The following is a 17034-nucleotide window of genomic DNA, read 5'->3' on the forward strand; positions in this document are numbered from 1 at the left end:
CCCCTTTTTACTGTCTGAAATGACTTAGACGGTTTTAGCAAGGGAAAAGTTTACCTCAACTAGATATTCATGAACAATTTGTGAATATATATGTGAAAAAGATCACAAATTAGATATAGCATAGTATAATAAGATCATAAAGAAAATGTGAAATATTTCACATAATTTAAAAGGAGGCATCATCATGTTTACAAAATTCTTACAAACGAATGTATGGGCAGCCGTTATCCTTTTGGCAGCAAGACTTTATATCGGATGGACTTGGCTGACATCTGGTATTGGAAAACTAACAGGTGGATTTGATGCGTCAGGCTATTTGCAATTTGCAATATCTGAACCTGTCGTCAAAGATGGTCATCTAGTGTATCCGTTCTATGTATGGTTTTTAGAAAATGTCGCTTTGCCAAATGCCGGACTATTCAGTGCCATGGTCATGTGGGGAGAAATCTTAGTAGGCCTAGGATTAATTGTTGGATTGTTTACAACAACGGCAGCCTTTTTTGGAAGCGTGATGAATGTCTCTTTCTTATTAGCTGGAACTGTCTCTGTGAACCCGCTGCTTCTTCTGATCGCAGTCTTCATCATGGCAGCGAAAGGAAATGCCGGAAAACTTGGTCTTGATTATGTAGCAGGTCCAGTCCTCAAACGAAAATTGAAAAGAAAGCCGCAATTAGAAGTGGCATCATAATAAAAGAAAAGCATCCTGAGTAAACGCTCAGGATGCTTTTTTATTTAAGAATCGGCTTTAATGAGGTTGATATGCAGGACGGTGAGCTCATGCTGACTCATATCTGGATCATGGCCTACGATAAATTCGAGTTCATAATCACCGGTTCGATACACATATTTTTTCTCTTTTGTCTGCGGAATGGTACTCACTGAATCCGCTGGTCCAAGCTGTTTCTTTAGTAACGAAGGGGTCATACCGCCGATATTTGTTTCTTTTTCTACATTTGTACCGAAATAACGGATTTCATCAATTTTGCCTTTCGCATCATAGTGAAAAGCAAATCCAGGATTCCCCATTTCAGCATGATACAAATCAAAGCTGCTTTGACCTGTTTCTGGATATGGATGTCCGAGCTGATGATGAACGTCTTTTTTTGTTTGAATGCCTATTTTCAGTCCCTTCGCATAGTAGGGCATTTGTCCTTTATGTGCCAGCTTATAAATGCTGTTAAGCGCGGCTTTTGGACCTTGAGGAATGGATTGCTCTGCTGCTGGTTTAATCATGGCGTGTGCTGAGACCGCAGGGCTGAAACCGAATAGGGCCGATGAAGCAAGTGAGGCAGTTACGACAAAAGCTGCTGTTTTCTTCATGATAAATCCCTCCTTCTTCTCCTATACCCGGGGCCATCATGATCAAACGTGAAAAGAACCAGCTGATCAAGGATCGGCTGGTTCTTAGCATGAGAACGTTATTTTGAAGAAGAGCTGGATTCATCTTTGGCGGAAGAGGAATCCTTTTCATCCTGTACTTTCTTTGTATAGTCATAATCGTTGCGGTCAATTGGTGTAAAGCCTTTAGGCTTGTAGAAACGGAGTAAATCTTCGGTGACAATCTTATCAGATGTCTCCAGCATCTTTTTCACCGTTTCATTTTCTTGCGATGCCTTGTCAGTTGGCTCGATTTTCTCGCCTGTTTTGTTGCTGTAATAGTTATTGCCTACTTTCGTGTAGTCCTTAGACACGAAGTCACCGTTTCTAAATGGCACAAGCTCTTTAAAGTTCTTCGATAAGATATCAGAACCAGACATTAAATAGTTCTTCGTATCATCGCCAAGCAGGTGCAGAAGAGTTGGTGCGACATCGACTTCACCAGAGTATTTATGAATCTGTCCGCCTTTTACGCCAGGAACATGGATAAAGAGCGGCACACGCATGAGCTGCGCATTTTCATAATCTCCAATTTTTTGCCCTGTCACTTTTTCCATCGCTTCATTATGATTTTCAGAAATACCGTAATGATCTCCGTACATAATAACGACGGTATTGTCATAGAGACCTGACTTTTTCAAATCGTTGAAGAACTGTTCAATCGCTTCATCTAAATAATGAGCCGATTGGAAGTAGTTATCGACGACAGAGTCACCGAAATCACCAGGCTCGAAATCAGTATCACCTTCATCCATTCCAAATGGGAAATGGTTCGATAAGGTAATGAATTTCGAATAAAACGGCTGCTTCATGTTTTTAAGAATTGGCATCGATTCTTTGAAGAACGGTTTGTCTTTCAGTCCATAGTTCTTCGTATCCTGCTCGTTCATATCGTAGTACTCAGAATCGTAAAATCTGTCATATCCAAAGGATTTAAACATTTCATTACGGTTCCAGAAGGTTTTCGTATTTCCATGGAATTCTGCTGACGTATATTGATCCTTCTTCAAAATACCAGGAAGTGCTTGATATGTGTTTTGCGCCTTGTTAATAAAAACAGAGCCCTGTGATAATGGGAATAACCCAGTATCCATCATAAATTCAGCATCAGACGTTTTTCCCTGTCCTGTTTGATGGAAGAAGTTATCAAAGTAAAACGTTTTGTTGTCGTGTGCCAATGAATTAAGGAATGGCGTTACTTCTTTTCCATTGACCTTATAATCAATGACAAAGTTTTGCAGAGATTCAAGAGAAATTGTAATGACGTTCATGCCTTTCGCTTTCCCGTAATAAGCAGGGTTAGGATCAGCGCTGTTCGCTTTTAAATAGTTCTCTACATCTGTCACGTCATTTGAATTTGCCAGAGCACGCTGGCTGTTTGATTTTACATTTTGAATGGCATCAAACACAGTAAAGTTATAAGCGCCTAAATATTTAACTAAATAATTGCGGTCGAACGATCTTGATAAAAGCTCTGGACGATCGATCTCTGCAGCCACTAAGTTTAAAACAAAGATCACAACAGAGGACACAAGGACGAGTCTAAACGATTTTGACTTTTGAACAGGTACAGTGGCTGTACTTGTTTGCTGCTGCCTTTTCATGCGGACTGCAAGTACGATCAAAATGATTGTATCAATAAAGTAAAACACATCAGTCCAACGCATGAGTGAAAATGCACTATCACCTAATTGTCCGCCATTCGTTCCTGCCTGCATCACTGTAGGCAGCGTGATAAAGTCATTGAAGAATCGATAGTACACGATGTTTGCGTATAGTAAAAAAGACATGAAAAAGTGAATCACAATGATAGCGGCAGACTGCCATTTTTTCTTGAACAATAAAGCAAAGCCAAGAAAGAACAAGCTGGAGCTAATAGGATTCACGAAAAGCAAAATATGCTGAAGCACATTTGATATACCAAGTTTAAATTCGATTAAATACGCTGAATACGTTTTGAGCCATAGTAAGACGGCTGCAATCAGAAAGAAGCCGAGACCTCTTTTTTGAATAAATGTTTTCATATAAACACTCCTTTTCTCCGTTAAACGGAAGAGGCGGAACGAAAGAAAACGAACCATTAGAATATACCACGAAATGCACAAATAGAAAAGTCATAACCAGTGAAGAGCCTTTGGAAGCCTGTCCGAGCAATAAAAGGAGAGAAAATGAAAATATTCGCCCATCGAAAAACTTTTTATGAAAATCGACCTATTATTGACAGAAAATTCAGTAATTTTCCAGTTGCTATATCAATAAAACAGGTAAAAAGACACAAGTCTAAAGAATTAATTTGATTTCTACAATGGTCATTTAGAGAGTATTTCCATTGTTTCTTAATGTTTATGCAGGTTAAGCAAAAAAAATGAGCCATGGAATGGAACAAAGCGATGGATAAAAATCCCTCTCGAACAATATATCAATATATTTTTGTGTTTCACGAAAATAATGGTTTTCATGTGTTTTTTAAGGGTTTTATTTATTTTAATAAGTGAACAAATTATCTAAATATACTTAAGTGAACATATTGAGACTATAAACTTCTGAATTGGGGTCGATATAGACAGTGACAGGAAATCTTCCATTGAAAGGATTGATAGTATATGACTGTACGAGCAGAGAACCTCGTTCAGAACTGGTTTCCGAGTGAGGACGGAAATGCAGGAGAGCGTAAAGAACTCATCAAATTGATGGAGCAGATCATTTCAGGGGTCGATGACCTGAAAGATCCCAACCGTGCACACCTTAAAGGTGAAAAGAATCGTGGGGAGGACTTTTACAAAAAGCTCACTGAAACAAGTCAAATTCCGATGAACGGCCAGCAAGCGGAACTTGTGAATGAAGAATTACTGAAGCTTTTACATAACCATCCATACCACACCAAGTATTTCTTCACGAACATTTTGCCAATGGCAAGTACACCAGGAATTTTAGGCATGCTGACAGCGATGCTGGTAAACGGAAACAACCTATGGGATGTTTATGGACCAGCAGGTGCGGAAGCTGAGGTCAGAGTGGTCTCAATGATGTCTAAGCTCATCGGATATGATCCAAATGTGAGCGGGGGATACACAACATGGGGAGGTCAAGGAGCGATTTTTTCAGGACTTCGTTTAGCGATCGCAAAAGCTGCGCCGGAGTCACTGCGAAAAGGAGTTCCGCAAAATCTTTATGCGTTTTGTTCTGATGCTGCACATTACAGCCTATTTAAGTCAATGGAAGCAACAGGACTTGGCACAAACAACTTAATCAGAATTAAGACGAATAAAGATCATTCAATGGATATGGAAGATTTGCGTTGTCAAATGGAACGTGTTGCACAGGGTGGCGGGATTCCCGTTTATATTGTTGCAACAACCGGAACAACAGATGCCATTGCAATTGATGATGTAAAAGGGGTACGTGAAACAGCAGAAACGATTGCTGAAAAGTATGATCTGAAGGTGCCGCATATTCATGCAGATTCGGCGCTGGGTGGATTCTTTGCTTTCTTTAATGAGTATGATGTATCGGAAAACCCGCTGCAATTCTCAGACGGTGTTCTTCGTATGCTAAAAGAAATCAAAGCGAAATTCCAGCATCTGTCTCTTGCAGACTCGATGTGCTTTGATTTTCAAAAGCTTGGCCAAACACCTTACACATCCAGTTTATTCCTAGTGAAAAACGCTGCTGACTTAAAGCGTTTGGACCTGGAAGAACAGGAGACACCATATGTTGGCCATAGAGGCTACGGGGAATACCATACGGGTTATACACTGGAATGCTCAAGAATGGGAAGCTCGATCAGTATGCTGAGTGTGCTGTTAACGTTTGGGATTGAAGGCTATCAGCGCTTGCTTGGTCAATTCTTAGAAGTGAACCTTGCCTTCAGAGAAGCACTTAGTCGGGAAATTCCGCAAGCAGAAGTCGTGAATGATGACAACGTCGGAATGGCTACATTATTTAGAATTTACCTAGACGGCTCACCGCGTTTTCAAGAAGAGATTTCTGGCGAAGCGACTTCAATCGAAATTGAGCGGAACAATGAATTGAACAAAATGCTGTTTGAAAAGCTTGGAGAGAAAAGAGATGAGATGTTCTTTGGCGATACAACGAAGTTTTTACTTGTCAACTCGAAAGAAGGCCAAGAATTCTATCTAAGTGTTAGTAAGTTTTTTGTCATCTCACCTTATACGTTACCAGAGCATATCCCTCATATCGTATCTTATTTAAAAGATGTGATTGCATCTGTTTGTGGACAATTTGAAAATGTACATGCTTAAATCAAATCTGAGAGTGGAGATGTAGGAAAAAATGGCGAAACAAAGGAAATTTGGAGGATACACGATATCCTCTAAAATCATGTCAGTCGTTACCGTAACATTACTCGCAACCGTTGCATTATTCGTTCTAACCTTTTATCTAGTGAGCCAGGATTTATCATCCCAGTTATTAAAGCAATTTGATTATCGATTAACAACAGATATTGATACTGCCAAAAAAGAAATCGATAACATCGATGGAAACGTGCTCAGCATTAGCGGGAAGGATGATCCCATTTATGCCGAGATTAAAACGAAATTCACAGAGCTTCAAAAAGATCATACGCTTGAGAACTTATACGTGTTATCTAATAAAGGCGGTAAAGAAAGAATTATCGTATTAACTGGAGAAGACAATGATTTTGACCAGGATTATGCATTTTCAGATGAGATGAAACAAGCTCTTTCTGAAGATAAAATGGTCAAAAGTGATATTTACAAAGATTCATTTGGTACACATAAATCAGTCTTTTTGCCAATCAAGGATTCAGGCGGTGAGCTGACAGGGATTTTAGGCATTGATTTAGATGCGTCTGTCGTGCCTCAAACAACGCAGAAGCTGACGATCTATATCACAGTGGCATCTGCCATTGTGCTCATCGGTGGATTACTCTTCTCATACTTTATGGGAAGAAGAATTGCGAAACCAGCACGTTCATTGATGGAATCAGCGAACCGAATTGCTGACGGTGATTTAACTGGTGTGGTAGAGGTTGAAAGTAAAGACGAGATCGGCCAGCTTGCCGCATCCTTCCAAAAGATGCAGGGGCGGATCAAAGAGCTCATTTCGAAAATCTCACACTCATCTAGTGAAGTGTCGAAAATGTCTTCACAGCTTCGTACGGTGACGAACGAATCGAGTCAAAGTGCGCAGCAAGTATCAGAAGCCATGACGAATATGAGTGAAGGAATCAATGATTCTGTCGCAAATATTACGGATTGTACGACATCCGTTGCTGAGATCGATACGCAAATCGAAGGTGTCACAAAAGAAGTTGATGAAATGAAATCTGTTTCATCTAACGTACAAGAGCAGTCAGAATCTGGTCAAAAATTAGTGAACCATGTGCTTGATCATCTGAATATGCTACATGACAAGATGACCAACTCAAAGCAGGCAGCAGAAGAATTACAATCTCATTCAACGGAGATTGAAAGTGTCATCTCGATTATTACAGACATTTCAGCACAAACGAATCTGCTTGCACTGAATGCTTCCATTGAAGCGGCACGTGTTGGAGAAGAAGGAAAAGGCTTTGCTGTTGTGGCAGATGAGGTGCGCAAGTTAGCTGAGCAATCAGCGGATGCGGCTAAAACCGTTTCAGACCTTGTCATCGGTACACAGGAAAACAGTCAGCGCGTTCTTGAAAGCGTAGAGGAAAGCAGTAAAGCAGTGGAAGAAGGACGTGAGCAAATGGAAGGCACGTCACAAAACTTCGCTTTGATTTACGACGGTGTGTCCCAGTTTTCAAGAAGAACGAACAATTTGCTTGCTTCTATTAAGCAAGTTGAGAAAGCATATCAAACGATTTCTACATCGATTGAGCAAATTTCTGTTGTATCGGAAGAACATGCAGCCAGCTCTCAAGAAGTGGCGGCAGCAACAGAACAGCAAAGTGCTGGTATGCAGCAAATTTCAAGTGCGATTGAACAGCTCTCTGATATGTCGGATGACTTAGCACAAATGGTCTCAACCTTCAAAGTCGACAATAAATAACGAGAAAGGGCTAAAATATTTTAGCCCTTTTTCTCTTTTCAGCGAAGAAGGGACGAGCACCTGAGCGCAGGATAGACACCGAATGCGAGGGGTTGTCTAGATGCTGAAGCTGGCTCTTGTGAGAGAGCCAGCTTTTTTGCTATGCTTAATCAAATACTTGCGGCGAAAGGAGAAACGCTATGGATTTTGCGCAGAGATTATCAGAAGAACGGATCAAAAAAGCGATGGATAACGGGGCTTTTGAAGGATTATCTGGCTTTGGGAAGCCTCTGCCAAAAGATGATGCTGCTCATGTACCAGAAGAACTTAGAATGGGCTACCGCATCATGAAAAATGCCGGATTTGCTGGGGAAGAAACAGCGCTGAAAAAAGAACTCATGACTGTCAAAGAGCTGCTTCGCTCCAGTATAGACGGAGAGGAGAGAAAAAAGCTGTCTCTCATATGTGAAGAAAAACAAAAACGTCTGGATGAACTTACATCTAAGCGCCAAACTTTTGCCCGTCCAGCTTCCTCCTTTTATAAAAATAAGGTCTACGAGAAATTAACGGAGCATAAAAAAAGATGATGACACGCTGCCTCTCCCTGAGCACATTGAGGGGGCTTTTTTTATGTAAGCGCTGCATTTTGTTGTTGACTACATGTATATACAAATATAAAATAATAATCAAACATGTATATACAAGTTTTTTGGTTCTTTTTTCTTATATAAAAAAACGATCTCGGAGGGGATAGTATGGCTGATTATCAGGCAGCAGCAGATCAGATTGTGAAAGCCATCGGCGGCAAAGAAAATATTGATCAAGCGACACATTGTGTGACAAGGCTGCGCTTTGTGCTGAAAGATGAAGGTAAGGTGGATGAGAAAGCACTTGAACAAATTGAAGAAGTGAAGGGATCTTTCTCAGCGAACGGTCAATACCAAGTGGTGATCGGCCAAGGGGTCGTCAATCGAGTATATGCCGAAATGGTCAAAAGGACGGGGATTGGGGAAGCCACAAAAGAGGACGTCAAGCGTGCCTCTGATCAAAAACTAAATCCATTGCAGCGTGCTGTGAAAACGCTTGCGGATATCTTTATACCGATTCTTCCTGCCATCGTCACAGCCGGTTTATTAATGGGGATTAACAATATTTTAACAGCTCCTGATATTTTCTTCGATCAAAAATCGATTGTGGATGTGTATCCGGCATGGGCTGATTTAGCGAATATGATCAACTTAATTGCAGGCACTGCCTTCACCTTCCTGCCAGCATTAATTGGCTGGTCAGCTGTGAAGCGGTTTGGGGGGAATCCGCTTTTAGGGATGGTCCTTGGACTAATGCTTGTACATCCAGACTTGTTAAACGCATGGGGCTATGGAGCGGCTGAGAAGACCGGTGACATTCCTGTTTGGAACTTGTTTGGACTTGAAGTGCAGAAGGTAGGCTATCAAGGACAGGTTCTTCCGATACTCGTTGCCTCTTATTTACTTGCAAAGCTCGAATTATTTATTACAAAACGGACACCTGAAAGTATTCAGCTTTTAGTTGTTGCACCGATTACGTTATTAGTCATTGGATTTTTATCATTTATCGTCATTGGACCTGTTACCTTTGCAATCGGTAATGTTTTAACATCTGGACTTGTAGCTGTATTCCAGCAATTCGCAGCACTTGGCGGTCTATTATATGGCGGACTGTATGCAGCATTAGTCATTACAGGAATGCATCATACGTTCCTCGCTGTGGATATTCAATTGATTAACTCAAAGCTGCACGGCACGTTCCTATGGCCAATGCTTGCACTGTCCAATATCGCACAAGGATCAGCTGCACTGGCAATGATGTTTGTCTTAAAAGATGAAAAGCAAAAAGGACTTTCGCTGACATCAAGTATTTCTGCTTATTTAGGAATTACCGAACCGGCGATGTTTGGGGTCAACCTGCGTTATCGATTCCCATTTATTTTTGCACTGATCAGCTCAGGATTAGCCGGTATGTTTATCGCCTCTCAAGGGGTGCTGGCAAGCTCAGTTGGTGTTGGAGGCATTCCAGGAATCTTCTCCATTATCCCGAAATATTGGGGGGCATTTGCAATTGGAATGGTGATTGTACTCATCCTCCCATTCATCGGTACTCTTTTATATGCAAAACTAAAAAAGAAGAAGGATTTTTCAGAAGAACTTAACTAGTGGTGGTGAAGGAAATTGAATCAGCAATCAAATGAACCGTGGTGGAAAAAAGCGGTGGTCTATCAAATTTATCCGAAGAGCTTTTTAGATACAACGGGCTCTGGTACAGGGGATATCAACGGCGTGACGAAAAAGCTTGATTACATCAAAGAGCTTGGGGCGGATTGTATTTGGCTCACGCCAATGTATGAGTCCCCGCAGCATGACAACGGCTATGATATTAGTGATTATACAAAAATCCATGACATGTACGGCACAATGACAGATTTTGAACGCATGCTGAAGGAAGCGCATGAGAGAGGAATACGAGTCATCATGGATCTAGCCGTTAACCATACATCCATTTTCCATGAGTGGTTTCAAGCCTCGCGTGAGTCAAAGGATAACCCTTACCGAGATTATTATATTTGGAAGGAGCCAAAAGCGGACGGATCTCCTCCGAACGATTGGCAGTCGAAATTTGGCGGCCCAGCCTGGGAACTAGACGAAATAACAGGAGATTATTATCTCCATTTATATGATGTCACTCAGGCGGATCTCAATTGGGAGAAGGATGAGGTGCGCAGGAAAGTATATGACATCATGCACTTTTGGTTTGAAAAAGGAATTGATGGGTTCAGGCTGGATGTCATCAACAACATTTCAAAGGATCAGCGCTTCTTAGATGATGCCGGACAATCTGTGCAAGGCGACGGCCGCATGTACTATACGGACGGGCCGAGAATTCATGAATTTCTGCATGAAATGAACCAGGAGGTTTTTTCGAAATACGATAGCATGACAGTTGGAGAAATGTCTTCAACGAATATCGCAGACTGCATTCGGTATACAAGACCTGATCGGCAGGAGCTGGATATGACGTTTAACTTCCATCATTTAAAGGTGGATTATCCAAACGGCGAAAAGTGGGCGATCGCACCATTTGATTTTCAAGAATTAAAGTCGATTCTGTCTGAATGGCAGACGAAAATGCATGAGGGCGGCGGCTGGAATGCGCTGTTCTGGTGCAATCATGATCAGCCGCGTATCGTCTCAAGATATGGTGATGATGACACGTATCATCAGCAATCAGCGAAGATGCTGGCGACCACGATTCATCTGATGCAGGGGACTCCTTATATTTATCAAGGTGAGGAAATTGGCATGAAGAATCCTCGCTTTGAGGACATTTCGTCTTACCGTGATATCGAATCACTCAATATGTACGAAGTCATGCTTGAAAAGGGAAAATCAAAGGAAGAAGCACTCGCCATTTTAAAGGTCAAGTCAAGAGATAATGCGAGAACTCCAATGCAGTGGACCTCAGAGAAGAATGCAGGCTTCTCAACAGGAACGCCTTGGATTGAGCCAGCCGATAACGACATTTCGGTCGAAGCTGCGTTAAAAGACCGGACGTCCATTTTCTATCATTACCAAGCCCTTTGCAGACTGCGTAAAGAACTTGATGTGATCACATATGGCAGCTTCTCCTTACTTTTAGCAGAAGATCCAAAGATTTTTGCTTATGTTAGAGAAAGCAAGAATGAGAAGCTCCTCGTGATCAACCACTTTTATGCAGGGGAGGCGGACTTTACGCTTCCTGATGAGCTTGTGCAGGCTGTAGATGAGATGGAGGGGCAAGTCCTGTTATCCAATTATGAGGATGTGCCGGCACATATCAAGGGATTTACGTTGCGCCCATATGAGTCAATCGTTTATCATTTAACCAAACGCTAGAAAATGGGGCGGAGGGAAAATGAAAGAGAATAAGTTTCGAGTGATTTATGATCAGCTCGCAAGACGAATTGAGCAAGGTGAATGGCAGGATAAAGGCATCCTCCCATCAGAGCATGAACTTTCTATCATGTACGACACGTCCCGGGAGACGGTGAGAAAGGCATTAAATATTCTGGTGCAAAATGGCTATATTCAAAAAATCCGCGGGAAAGGTTCTGTATTGCTGAATCGGGAGAAAATGCAGTTTCCTGTTTCAGGTCTTGTCAGCTTTAAAGAGCTTTCCCAAACGCTTGGCCGAAAGACGGTCACAACAGTTCATGAATTTGGTTTAATCAAACCGGATCAGTATATTCAGTCTCAGCTGAAAATTGATGAACAGACAGACGTCTGGAAAGTCATTCGATCTCGCAATATTAGCGGTGAAGAGGTGATTTTAGACAAGGACTACTTTTTGCAAAAGCATGTCGAAGTATTGTCTAAAGACATATGCGAAGGATCAATCTACGAGTATATTGAGGGAGAACTCGGTGTATCGATCAGCTATGCTCAAAAAGAATTTGTGGTAGAGCCATGTACAGAAGAGGACGCCAAGTACCTTGATTTGAAGGGATTTGACCATGTCGTTGTGGTAAAAAATTATGTGTTCTTAGAGGATACGAGTCTATTTCAATACACAGAAAGCCGTCACCGATTAGACCGCTTCAGATTCGTCGATTTTGCTAGAAGAGAAAGAACGGACAGAGCCTAGGCTCTGTCCTTTTCAGGTTATGGGAAAAGTAGATGACGAATAGATCACTACTTTCTGGAGGAAAGATGATGAGAGTAAATAGACCATTAAAATTAAGAGATTTAGAAATATTCAGTGTGATGAAAGATCAGCAGATTTTATGTTATGTCATCATTGAAGATACTCGAAAACCGTTTACGGCAGAAGACAGAAAGCTGGAACCTTTATGTTATATGGATGAAGAAGATATACAAGCGTATTTGAATGTTTTTCATATTTCCATTATCAATGATGAAAAATTAAGTGAAGAGGATTTAACTCTTGTAGAAGATTATTTTGCAGACTTTGTGAATAATACAAACTTAACGAATTTTATTATAAGAGATTATGTTCAAGAGGATTTATATGCCGTCGATGATGAAGATGACATCACATTCTTCAATAGAATGCTGCGTCATATAGGATCAGATGAGGTGAAACAATTTGATAAACGCAATTGGATTTATTTATCCCAAGATTGAGATGAGAAAAGACAGAGCATAGGCTCTGTCCTTTTCTTTTAGGATGATACATTTTTTCTTGTACGCTTGCGCTGGTAGTAATATAGGATACCGCCTGAGGCAAGCATGAGTACGCCAATCAATACAGCTGTATACATCATTGTTGCTGTATTCGGGAGTGTGCCGCCTGGGAGTCCGGTTCCATCTTGGTTTGGATCTGTACCTGTACCTCCGCCTGGCGCTGATGTACCGCCGTCTCCGCCAGTTTGATCTGGCGTTGTTCCAGCTGCCCCGCTTTGGTTGAGTACGGTATATTCGCTGAAGTGTTCAGTTTGACCTGATACGACACCATTTTCGAACGATCCGTTACTTGTTTTTGCATAACGGTTTTTCTTGCGGTCTACATAATATACACCAGGTTTCTTCGCCTTTTGAGGCTCATCTAATGTAAAGGATAGTGTGACAGGATCTTTAAAGGTAGAAACCTTTTTCTGATCTTGTTTGATTTGGAAATCATACGTATCCGTTAATGCATTTTTCACCTTATCCGTCTTTGTCATCCATATATCTGCGCTTTTCTCGGACAAGTTAGAGAGCGGTAATGCGAGTCCCACTTTGTCATGATAGATGGTGACGTTTGGATCTTGCTCTCTTTTCTTCAGCTCGGCTACCTGTGCTTTTGATAGAGACAATTGAACGTTTTTCGCTTCGCTCGCTTTGTCTAAATAGAGCAATGCTTTGTTTGTATGCTGCACATACGTTTGGAATTTCTCATCATCTTGAATGTCATAGGTGCTTTTTCCTTTCGCACGCGGAAGGAACACTTCTTTCACCCTGTGATCGATGACAGGAGAAATATGCCCGCCGTCTGCCTGTTCAATTTGCTCTTTGAAGATTTCATAGTCAACATAGCCTAAGTCTTCGCCGTGAGAGGCTTCTGTAAAGACACTGTAGCCATCTCCGCCTGTGCCGACAAATGCGTTTGTCGCCACGCGGTATGTTTTCTTATCATCAATGTCTGTTAGTTTGCCGTTTTCGTCTTTCAGTTTGACATCAATGAGTCTGCTGCCAGCTGGTTTACTCAGTGTAAACGTATATTCAATGCCAGCTACATGAGGGAATGCGCCGCCGCCTTCCTCAATGCCTGAAAGCCCTTGTTCGAGTGCTTTCTTAATTTGGCTGCCTTTTAAATCTGCGACATAGAGTGTGTTTCCAAATGGCATGACCGTTAAAATATCACCTAAAGTGATATCTCCTTTTTCAATGCTGCCTCGAATTCCGCCGCCGTTTGTGATGGCAAGATCAGCACCAGCAGATTCTTGTGCTTTCTTCAGCATGCCGTCAGCAATAAAGTTCCCAAGGTTCGTTTCCTTTGCACGGACATGCTCGCGTTGTCCATCTAAGAGGACATCAGCAGACCCGACTTTTTCCGTTTTTAAATCTTGAATATCTGCCTTGTACTGATCGAGGATCGCTTTTGCATCAGCATCTTCTTTGACAGAGTCATCGATGGTGATGAGATCAAAAGAAGATTCCTTTGGCTGTACGACTCCTTTTTGATTAAAGGCCACGTCTACTTTTCCTAAAAATTGTCCGTAGTCTTTTACCTGTGCGACAATCGTTGGTTCTTTCTTATTGACGACCTTTAATTTTTCAACAAGGGTGTGCGTGTGACCGCCAATGATTAAATCAATACCATCTACTTTTTGAGCAAGCTCAAGGTCACGGTTATAGCCAATGTGTGTTAAAGCAATGATTTTGTTGATTTTTTCTTCTGTTTGAATCGTGTTAACTGTTTCTTTTGCTTTCTTGTATGCATCCTTGAATTGAATGTTAGGACCGCTGCTGGATGTAATGGCCGTGTCTTCAGTGGTTAAGCCGAATACAGCCACCTTTTCACCGTTTACATCAAGCAGAATGTATGGGTAAATCCCAGCTTCTTTTTTCTCACCAGCTTTAAATGTCGCTGGCTTTTTCACTAAGCCGCTCAATTGTTTTTCCTTAGAGACATCAACGTTTGATGACACAATCGGGAATGCAGGCTTTTCAAATTGGTGACGATTTTTCGCATCTACATCTGAAGCATCACCCGTCAGGAATTGACGAAGAACAGAAGGACCTTTGTCAAATTCATGATTACCAAACGTCATGGCATCATATTTCATTAAGTTCATTAGTTTTAGGTCGGCAAGTCCTTGCCATTTTGTGAAATATAGGTCACCAGAGAAGACGTCTCCAGCATCTAATAAAATGTTGTTTTTGCTTTCGGCTCGAACTTCTTTAATCTTTGTTGCACGTCTTGCTGCATCATCAAGGTGTGCATGTGTATCGTTTGTATGCATCACCGTTAAATTCCAGTTGTCTGATGCAGGCGGTTCTGTTGTGCCATCCTCTTTAAAGGCTAGCTTGTACACGCCAAGACCATCTGTGCTGGCGTTACGAACAAAGTCTATGCTGCTTGATTTTTCAGCAAACGGCTTAGCCATAAGAGAAGATTCGAATGTGACTGTTGCGCCTTTGATTGGTGCAATGGACCAGTTTTGATCCGCACTTGGGTTGATGGTTTTTTGTTCGATAATATAATCCATCAGTACTTGGCGGTTCTCATCAGCTGAGGCTAGCACCACTTTATCTTGCGTCAGATGCGGGAAGCCTCCGCCGCCAGAAGCTCGATAGTTGTTCGTCACGACTAAAAATTCTTGATTGTCAGAGACTGGTTTCCCGTTGAAGGACAGGTTTTTGATGCGGTTTGCATTTGCATTGACAAGGGTGCCTGTTGTGCTGTACTTAGCCGGCTGCGTCACATCGACTTGATAGGTGACACCATCGATCACATCAAAGTTATACGAGCGGTATTCTTCGTTTAAAATAGGCTGTTCATTTGAATCGTTTGGTTTGATTTGATTAAACTGTCCGGCAGACATCTCGAGCCAGTCTTTTACTTCACTGCCTTTGAGTTTAACAATCTGCACGGTGTTATCGTAAAGGTAGAGATCGCCGATATTTTTAATCGCTAAATCACCTTTTGCGATATTCGTATAATAATTCACACCGTTTCGACCGCCGGCTTTAAACGGGGCGCCTGCAGATAAAATCGGTAAGTTTTTGTACGCGGTATCCTTCATTTTTTCTTGTGCATACCATTTTTGTGCATCTGTCACAATTTGAATAGAGGGGTCATCCATCACTTGAGCAAAAAAGCTGTTAATGTCTGCTTCTGTTTTACCGACAGGTTTTCTCACATAATCAAGTGTGTTTTGATGCGTTGTTTGAATGGCATCTTTCACAGTGCTGTTTTGAGAAGTGACTCCTGCAACAGGTTCAATCTTTCCTGTTCCGTCTGTGACCTTCCATTTGCTGCCGTCAGGCTCTAATGTTAAATCAATGACTCCGAGGTAGCTTCCCCAGTTTTTTGACATGACGACTGGAATGCCGTTGATCGTTCCTTTTGAGACATCGAATTTGTCGACGCCGCTATATTCAGCGCTTGGGAATGTGCCGTGCTGGTGGCCGGACACGATCGCATCGATGCCTTTTGTTTTCGTGGCAAGATCAAAGATCATATTTTCTGACCCTTTAGGCGAAGCGGTTTTTTCAATTCCTGTATGGGCAAGAGCGATGATGATATCTGCCCCTTTTTCCTTCATTTCAGGAATGGTTTCATTGGCAGATTCGACGATATCCTGCACTTGAACTTGTCCATCTAAATGTTTCTTATCCCACGTCATAATTTGCGGTGGAACGAATCCTATGTAACCGACTTTTACAGTTTGTGAAGCTCCGTTTGCATCTTTAAAGGTTTTATCTTGGATCACATAAGGCGTAAAACGGTGTTCTCCATTTAACTTTTTGACGTTCGCATTGACAATCGGGAAGTTAGCGCCGGCAATGGTACCATCAAGAAATGATAATCCGTAGTTAAATTCATGATTGCCAAGTGTTCCTGCATCGTACTTTAGTTTGTTGAGTGTATGAATAATGGGGTGAACCTTTGTTTGATTAATGATGCGGTCTTTCTCATTTTTGTAAACGTATTCTCCAAGAGGGGTTCCTTGAATCAGGTCTCCGTTATCAACAAGGAGTGTATTAGGATTTTGTGAACGGTGCTTTTCTATCAGCTCGGCTGTTTTTGCCAAACCAAATTCATTTGTTTCTTTGTCGCTGTAATAATCGTAATTCATCATGTTGGCATGTACATCCGTTGTGGCTAAGATGCTGACTTTTACGGCATCGCCGTTTTCTATTGCTGCATGAGTAGGTACTGCTGGGAGAATGAGACTAATCATCATAATGGAAGTGAGCAGAATAGACAGGTTTTTCCTTCGTTTAGACCTATGTGCTTGCTTCTTCACCTGATCTCCGCCTTTCTAATTTTTTTGACCACAATACCTATTGTAGAAATGTTTCGTTAACTTTTGTAGTTATTTTTTGCAGATTATTGTAAAGATAACATAAATCATACGAATTACCTTGTTGAGGGAATATAAATAAGTCTAAATGCTTATTTTCATCATAAGGGGTTTTC

At 41.5% G+C, this 17034-nt stretch carries 11 protein-coding genes; 8 read left to right on the forward strand and 3 right to left on the reverse strand.

Annotation, left to right across the window (positions count from 1 at the left end; genetic code table 11):
• Window positions 1–184: 184 nt before the first annotated feature.
• Window positions 185–688, forward strand: coding sequence for a DoxX family protein (locus tag MHB41_RS03700; RefSeq protein ID WP_024426621.1), 504 nt, complete (start codon window positions 185–187; stop codon window positions 686–688).
• A 44-nt stretch (window positions 689–732) separates the two neighbouring features.
• Here MHB41_RS03700 and MHB41_RS03705 read toward each other — a convergent pair whose 3' ends face one another.
• Window positions 733–1320 (reverse strand): YjgB family protein, encoded by a 588-nt coding sequence (locus MHB41_RS03705; RefSeq protein WP_061110559.1) that lies wholly within the window; start codon window positions 1318–1320, stop codon window positions 733–735.
• A gap of 98 nt (window positions 1321–1418) precedes the next feature.
• On the reverse strand, window positions 1419–3401 hold the full coding sequence (locus MHB41_RS03710; protein WP_061110560.1) for an LTA synthase family protein: 1983 nt from the start codon (window positions 3399–3401) through the stop codon (window positions 1419–1421).
• Window positions 3402–3980: 579 nt separating this feature from the next.
• Between MHB41_RS03710 and MHB41_RS03715 the strand changes: the two genes are divergently transcribed.
• The 7 genes from MHB41_RS03715 to MHB41_RS03745 all read left to right on the forward strand — a co-directional run bounded on the left by MHB41_RS03715 (window position 3981) and on the right by MHB41_RS03745 (window position 12530).
• Entirely contained in the window at window positions 3981–5639 is a 1659-nt protein-coding gene (locus MHB41_RS03715; protein ID WP_046314247.1) for a pyridoxal-dependent decarboxylase, read from the forward strand.
• 31 nt (window positions 5640–5670) lie between these two features.
• Window positions 5671–7395 carry a methyl-accepting chemotaxis protein gene (locus MHB41_RS03720; protein WP_041116177.1) on the forward strand — a complete coding sequence of 575 codons (1725 nt, stop codon included), beginning with the start codon at window positions 5671–5673 and terminating at the stop codon, window positions 7393–7395.
• Between the two features lie 179 nt (window positions 7396–7574).
• Window positions 7575–7961 carry a DUF1992 domain-containing protein gene (locus tag MHB41_RS03725; protein WP_041116179.1) on the forward strand — a complete coding sequence of 129 codons (387 nt, stop codon included), beginning with the start codon at window positions 7575–7577 and terminating at the stop codon, window positions 7959–7961.
• A 168-nt stretch (window positions 7962–8129) separates the two neighbouring features.
• Window positions 8130–9566: a PTS system trehalose-specific EIIBC component gene (treP, locus tag MHB41_RS03730; RefSeq protein ID WP_101676698.1), complete on the forward strand. Its 1437-nt coding sequence runs from the start codon at window positions 8130–8132 to the stop codon at window positions 9564–9566.
• 15 nt (window positions 9567–9581) lie between these two features.
• Window positions 9582–11282 (forward strand): alpha,alpha-phosphotrehalase, encoded by a 1701-nt coding sequence (gene treC / locus MHB41_RS03735; RefSeq protein WP_342502606.1) that lies wholly within the window; start codon window positions 9582–9584, stop codon window positions 11280–11282.
• Between the two features lie 19 nt (window positions 11283–11301).
• Window positions 11302–12030 (forward strand): trehalose operon repressor, encoded by a 729-nt coding sequence (gene treR, locus MHB41_RS03740; protein ID WP_061110564.1) that lies wholly within the window; start codon window positions 11302–11304, stop codon window positions 12028–12030.
• Between the two features lie 65 nt (window positions 12031–12095).
• Window positions 12096–12530, forward strand: coding sequence for a terpene synthase (locus tag MHB41_RS03745; protein WP_111927623.1), 435 nt, complete (start codon window positions 12096–12098; stop codon window positions 12528–12530).
• A gap of 38 nt (window positions 12531–12568) precedes the next feature.
• Here MHB41_RS03745 and MHB41_RS03750 read toward each other — a convergent pair whose 3' ends face one another.
• Window positions 12569–16861: a multifunctional 2',3'-cyclic-nucleotide 2'-phosphodiesterase/3'-nucleotidase/5'-nucleotidase gene (locus tag MHB41_RS03750; RefSeq protein WP_111927624.1), complete on the reverse strand. Its 4293-nt coding sequence runs from the start codon at window positions 16859–16861 to the stop codon at window positions 12569–12571.
• Window positions 16862–17034 lie beyond the last annotated feature (173 nt).

This window comes from Bacillus sp. FSL H7-0578, from assembly GCF_038630855.1.
Taxonomy (GTDB): domain Bacteria; phylum Bacillota; class Bacilli; order Bacillales; family Bacillaceae; genus Bacillus; species Bacillus safensis.